The organism is Streptomyces silaceus (genome assembly GCF_001419745.1).
Lineage (GTDB): Bacteria > Actinomycetota > Actinomycetes > Streptomycetales > Streptomycetaceae > Streptomyces > Streptomyces silaceus.
The window spans coordinates 1-5995 of sequence record NZ_LIRJ01000133.1 but is presented as its reverse complement, the minus strand read 5'-3'; the positions used below and the strand labels follow the sequence as shown (position 1 = coordinate 5995).

General features: G+C 70.1%; 4 protein-coding genes. All 4 read right to left on the bottom strand.

Annotated elements, in window-relative coordinates; translation table 11 throughout:
• Positions 1 to 398: 398 nt before the first annotated feature.
• On the bottom strand, positions 399 to 596 hold the full coding sequence (locus AOK22_RS14440) for a hypothetical protein (protein ID WP_055699041.1): 198 nt from the start codon (positions 594 to 596) through the stop codon (positions 399 to 401).
• Positions 597 to 845: 249 nt separating this feature from the next.
• Complete coding sequence (locus AOK22_RS14435) at positions 846 to 2369, bottom strand: DUF7059 domain-containing protein (protein WP_208606396.1); 1524 nt, start codon at positions 2367 to 2369, stop codon at positions 846 to 848.
• A gap of 121 nt (positions 2370 to 2490) precedes the next feature.
• Positions 2491 to 3075 (bottom strand): hypothetical protein, encoded by a 585-nt coding sequence (locus AOK22_RS14430; protein WP_055699040.1) that lies wholly within the window; start codon positions 3073 to 3075, stop codon positions 2491 to 2493.
• Between the two features lie 243 nt (positions 3076 to 3318).
• On the bottom strand, positions 3319 to 5721 hold the full coding sequence (locus tag AOK22_RS14425; protein WP_055699039.1) for a sodium-translocating pyrophosphatase: 2403 nt from the start codon (positions 5719 to 5721) through the stop codon (positions 3319 to 3321).
• Positions 5722 to 5995: the final 274 nt, after the last annotated feature.

The window sequence follows — 5995 nt, the reverse complement described above, 5'->3', positions numbered from 1 at the left end:
CCTCGGGAGTGGCGCGGGGGGCGGCGCGGGGGTGCGCGGCGCGTCGGAAGGGGAGGGCCCACCCTGCCGGAGTGGAATCTTCCGCTTTATGGCGGGAAGGCGGTCCCCAACGGCCTCGGAGCCCCTGCGCCGCAGGGTTCCCGGCCTCGCTCATCAGGGGGCGCACTCTTCGGCGCGGCGGGCCGCGCCCCGGTCGTCGGCGGCTCGGCGTCACGTCCGCGTACCGCTCCTCTGCGGCGCTCTACGCCACCCCTTGCCGCCACCGCTCTCCGGCGGCGGCTCCAGCGTCCGCGTCCGACGCCGGCTCCCTCGACGAGCGGGGTCAGTGCTCGCCGCTCGGCACCGTCGCCGGACCCGCGCCGGGCCCCGCCCCCGAGCTCCGCCTCACCTGCGCGGCCTCACATGCGTGTGAAGCACCACACTCCGAGGAGCAGCGCGCCCGATCCGGCGAGTGCCGCGAGCGTCGCCGATGCGACGGGGTTCACACCCTGGGCGACGGGCGCGCGGTGCGCGACCCGCGCACCGGTCCACAGCAGCAGTCCCGCGCCGAACAGCGCGAACACCGTCCCGGCGAAGATCGCTGGTCCGCTCTCCATGGTCGTGCCTCCCCGTGCCGAGTTCCCCTGCCGGGAGGCTGACACGCGAGGGAATCCGGAGCGCGAAATCGGGGTGAACGGCGGACGGCCTGCCTGTGCCACGCACGGCACGCCGGGCCCGCCCGCCCCGCCCCTCACCGCGTATCGCACCCAATTTGCCTGAAACGGGCGGGTTGTTGGCCGGTTTTGCCTCCCCGCGTCCGGAGCGCAGATGCGCTACGCCCCGACCGGCGGCGCGGCGCAGACGCCCTACGCCTCGACCGGCAGCAGGAAGCCCTGCTCCACGAGGAGCCGGATCTGCGCGGGCGTCCGGTCCCGCAGCAACACCGGGTCCTCACCGACCAGTTGGGCGATGGCGTCCAGGATCCGTCCGGCGCTCAGCGAGCCGTCGCACACCCCGGCGAACCCGGCGCCCACCGTGTCCACCTTGGTGGCCCGGCGCATCCCGCGGTTCTGGCGCAGCACGACGTGCTCCGGGTCCTCGGCGCCCGGCAGCCCGACCTGCTCCTGCACGACCTCACCGGCGAGCTTGAAGTGCGCCGCGAGCAGCGCCGCGTCGTCGTGCGTCCGCAGATAGTCCTGCCGCTCGAAGAACGCGCGCACCGTGTCGCCGAGCGGCTGCTCGACGGGGTGCGGCCACTCCTCGACGGTGACGGACGGCTCGGCGGCGCCGGTCTTCCTGAGCGCGATCCAGCCGAACCCGACGGCACGCGTGCCCCGCGCCTCGAACTCGTCCAGCCACGCCTCGTACCGCGCCGCGTAGTCCGCGGGGTCCGTGCGGTGGTCGCCCGCGTCCCGCAGCCACAGCTCCGCATACTGCGTGATGTCCTGCACCTCGCGCTGCACGATCCAGGCGTCGCAGCCGCGCGGCACCCAGGAGCGCAGGCGGTCCTGCCACTCCTCGCCGTCCACGTGCTGCCAGTTCGCCAGGAAGTGGGCGTACCCCCCTTCGTTCAGTCGCTCCCCCGCCTCCTGAACGAGCGAGCGGCACAGATCGTCCCCGCCCATCCCGCCGTCGCGGTACGTGAGCCGCGCCCCCGGCGAGATCACGAAGGGCGGATTCGACACGATCAGGTCGTACGTCTCGTCCGCCACCGGCTCGAACAGCGAGCCCTCCCGCAGATCCGCCTCCGGGGCCCCGGACAGCGCCAGGGTGAGCCGGGTGAACCGCAGGGCCCGCGGGTTGAGGTCGGTGGCGGTCACGCGCGTGGCGTGCTGTGCGGCGTGCAGGGCCTGGATGCCGGATCCGGTGCCGAGATCAAGGGCGCTGGCCACGGGCGTACGCACCGTGATCCCCGCGAGTGTCGTGGACGCGCCGCCGACTCCGAGGACCACGCCTTCCGCGCGGCTGCCGATGCCGCCGGCGCCGCCGACCGCGCAGCCGAGGTCGGAGACGATGAACCAGTCCTCGCCGCTCGGCCCGCCGTACGGCCGCACGTCCACGGTCGCCGCGAGTCCGCCGTCCCGTTCGACCAGCCAGTCGCTCTCCAGGAGGGCGTCGACGGGCAGGACGTCCGCCACGCGCGCGTGCGCCACGTTTTCCTGCAGCAGAAAGAGACGTACGAGCGCCGCGAGGGCCCCGTCCCCGCGCGTGGCCCGCAGTGCGGGCACGGTCTCACTGCGCGCGAGCGCCGCGTACGCGGGCGCCCCGAGCAGCTCGAGCAGCCCGTCAGCGGTGAAGTCGGCACCGATCAGCGCACTCCGCAGGGAAGCGGCGACATCGGCACGGTCGGACGAGGGCAGGGGGAGACTGACGTTACTCACGCCGACCATTGTGACCCGCAGGCGACGAAGCGCACCGCTTCCGCTCGGGTGCCGGGGCCCGCGAACCAGAACGCCGCCCCGGCGCGGGCGGAAAGCGCCCCGGCGCCGAGGCGGCGTACGTCAGAGAGGCTCAGCTCTTGGCGCCGGGCGAGGCGGAGGCGCTCTTGCAGCTGTCCTGCTTGCTCATCGCCTTCCCGACCTCCCCCTCCTGCAGCTTCTCCAGCGCCTCGTTCCCGCTCTTGCTCAGCTTGTCCAGCTCTCCCGCGATGTCCTTGAGCCCATCCGCGAAGTCCGCCTGGTTCTTGGTGTCCAGGCCGTCGACCTGCTTCTTGAGGTCCTCGTACGACTTGGAGATCGCGTTGAGCTCCTTGACGGCGTCGTCCGCCTTCTTCTTGCCGTCGTCCGCCGGCGGGGCCCCCGCGCTCTTCACGGAGGCGCCCATCGCCTTGTACGCGTCGGACATGTCCTGGAACGCCTTGGAGTCGGTCTTCTGGACGTCGGCCGGCGAGCTGTTGTCGGAGGTCTCCTTCTGGATCGCGGCGTTGGCGTCCGCGATCTTCTTCGACTGGGGCTGCACGGAGTCGCAGACCTTCTTGGCCCAGTCGTCGAGCTTCTTGTTGCCGTCGTCGCTGCACCCCGACAACGCGAGTACCAGTACCGCACCGCCGGACAGTGCGGCCGCAAGCTTCTTGTTCACCGGATTGGTCCCTTCCATGGCTCTCGGCCCCGGAACTTACACGCCAACTGGGCGACAACCGCATGCCGGGGGCCCGGTACAACCGCTATTGCAGCCATTTGCACCAAGGGGCAGAAGGGGCGACGGCACGAGAGAAGGCTCACGACCCCGCCGCGCACGCCGACGGGCGGACGGCACCTCAAAAAGCGCCGTCCGCCCGCGTGTTGGGCAGAGCCCGACCCGGAGTCACCAAATCCGGGGATCCCGTGACGGACTACCAGGTCACGAGACCACGGCCGGGTCGACCGGTTTGGCCACACGCTCGGCCTCGCCGTCGTCCTCCACGGCGATGCCCCGCCGCTTGGAGACGTAGACCGCGCCGATGATGACCAGAATCGAGAGCACGGCGATCAGCACCCGCATCCCGACACTGGCGTCGTCGCCGTAGCTGAACTTGATCACCGCGGGCGCGATGAGCAGCGCCACCAGGTTCATCACCTTCAGCAGGGGGTTGATCGCCGGACCCGCGGTGTCCTTGAACGGGTCGCCGACCGTGTCGCCGATCACCGTCGCGGCGTGGGCCTCGCTGCCCTTGCCGCCGTGGTGACCGTCCTCGACGAGCTTCTTGGCGTTGTCCCAGGCACCGCCGGAGTTGGCGAGGAAGACCGCCATGAGCGTGCCCGTGCCGATCGCGCCCGCGAGGAACGAGCCGAGCGCGCCGACGCCGAGCGTGAAGCCGACCGCGATCGGCGTGAGCACGGCCAGCAGACCCGGCGTGGCCAGCTCGCGCAGCGCGTCCTTGGTGCAGATGTCGACGACGCGCCCGTACTCGGGCTGCTCGGTGTAGTCCATGATCCCGGGGCGCTCGCGGAACTGCCGCCGCACCTCGTAGACCACGGCACCGGCCGACCGCGACACCGCGTTGATCGCCAGCCCCGAGAAGAGGAAGACGACCGCGGCGCCGAGGATGAGGCCCACCAGGTTGTTGGGCTGGGAGATGTCCATGACGAGGTTCATCGGGGCGCCGTCGCCGAGTTTCTCGCCGACGTCCTTGGCCGCGGTCGCGATGGCGTCGCGGTACGAGCCGAAGAGCGCCGACGCCGCGAGGACCGCGGTGGCGATGGCGATGCCCTTGGTGATGGCCTTCGTCGTGTTGCCGACGGCGTCCAGGTCGGTGAGCACCTGCGCGCCCGCGCCCTCGACGTCACCGGACATCTCGGCGATGCCCTGCGCGTTGTCGGAGACGGGACCGAAGGTGTCCATGGCGACGATGACGCCGACGGTGGTCAGCAGCCCCGTACCGGCGAGGGCCACCGCGAAGAGGGCGAGCATGATCGACGTACCGCCGAGCAGGAACGCCCCGTACACGCCGAGCCCGATCAACAGCGCGGTGTAGACGGCCGATTCGAGCCCGATGGAGATGCCGGCCAGGACGACGGTCGCGGGACCGGTCAGCGAGGTCTTGCCGATGTCCTTGACGGGCCGCCGGTTGGTCTCGGTGAAGTACCCGGTGAGCTGCTGGATCAGCGCGGCGAGCACGATGCCGATGGCCACGGCGACGAGCGCGAGGATCCGCGGATCGCCGTCGTGTCCCCTGATCGCCGCGTCCGTGATGCCGTCCAGGTCCGCGTACGTGGACGGGAGGTAGACGAAGACGGCCACGGCCACCAGCGCCAGCGAGATGACCGCGGAGATGAAGAAGCCGCGGTTGATGGCGCTCATGCCGCTGCGGTCGGACCGCCGGGGCGCCACCGCGAAGATGCCGATCATCGCGGTGATGACACCGATGGCCGGAACCAGCAGCGGGAAGGCGAGCCCGGAGTCGCCGAACGCCACCTTGCCGAGGATCAGCGCGGCGACGAGCGTGACGGCGTACGACTCGAACAGGTCGGCGGCCATACCGGCGCAGTCGCCGACGTTGTCGCCCACGTTGTCGGCGATGGTCGCGGCATTGCGCGGATCGTCCTCCGGAATGCCCTGCTCGACCTTGCCGACCAGGTCGGCGCCGACGTCGGCGGCCTTGGTGAAGATGCCGCCGCCGACACGCATGAACATCGCGATCAGCGCGGCGCCGAGGCCGAAACCTTCCAGCACCTTCGGCGCGTCGGCCGCGTAGACGAGCACCACACAGGAGGCGCCCAGCAGACCGAGCCCCACCGTGAACATGCCGACGACGCCGCCCGTACGGAAAGCGATCTTCATGGCCTTGTGCGAGACGGCGGTGAGATCCTTTTCGGGTTCGCCTTCCGCCGGAGTGGCCTCTCGGGCGGCGGCCGCCACGCGCACATTGCTGCGCACGGCGAGCCACATACCGATATAGCCGGTGGTCGCCGAGAACGCCGCTCCGATCAAGAAGAAGATCGATCGTCCGGCGCGCTGATTCCAGTCGTCCGCGGGCAGCAGCATGAGCAGGAAGAACACCACGACGGCGAATACGCCGAGTGTGCGCAACTGCCGCCCCAGATAGGCATTCGCGCCTTCCTGGACCGCTGCCGCGATCTTCTTCATGCTGTCGGTGCCCTCGCCCGCCGCGAGCACCTGGCGCACGAGGACGCCCGCGACGACGAGCGCCGCCAGCGCGACGGCCGCGATCACCATCACGATGAGACGATTGTCGTCGGTCAGCACTGCGGCTGCGAAGGTTGAGGGATCGTCAAACTGATGAGGGGTAGAAAGCCCCGCCATTCGTCCTCCTTGACGCTTGGGCTGAGCTCAAGATGTGGACGGATTGTAGGGAGCGGAACCTGATCAAAACAGAGCGCCACAAACGGAATTGACCTGAGATTGCTTCCCAGCAAATGATCGTCGAAGCGGATTGGCCTCGAAAGTGGTAATGCCTCAAAACCGTTGACGGAACCGGTTCTCTAGATCACCGATCCGCCCGCATTAATGATCGGAAAAAGAAAATGCCCTGTTCATCGAGGTGATGGCAGGGGCGATGAGGGGAGCGGCGAGGGGG

What these genes read in the sequence shown, in the direction of transcription:
- AOK22_RS14440 (WP_055699041.1), bottom strand. Translation starts at nt 596, where the DNA reads ATGGAGAGCGGACCAGCGATCTTCGCCGGGACGGTGTTCGCGCTGTTC.
- AOK22_RS14435 (WP_208606396.1), bottom strand. Translation starts at nt 2,369, where the DNA reads ATGGTCGGCGTGAGTAACGTCAGTCTCCCCCTGCCCTCGTCCGACCGT.
- AOK22_RS14430 (WP_055699040.1), bottom strand. Translation starts at nt 3,075, where the DNA reads ATGGAAGGGACCAATCCGGTGAACAAGAAGCTTGCGGCCGCACTGTCC.
- AOK22_RS14425 (WP_055699039.1), bottom strand. Translation starts at nt 5,721, where the DNA reads ATGGCGGGGCTTTCTACCCCTCATCAGTTTGACGATCCCTCAACCTTC.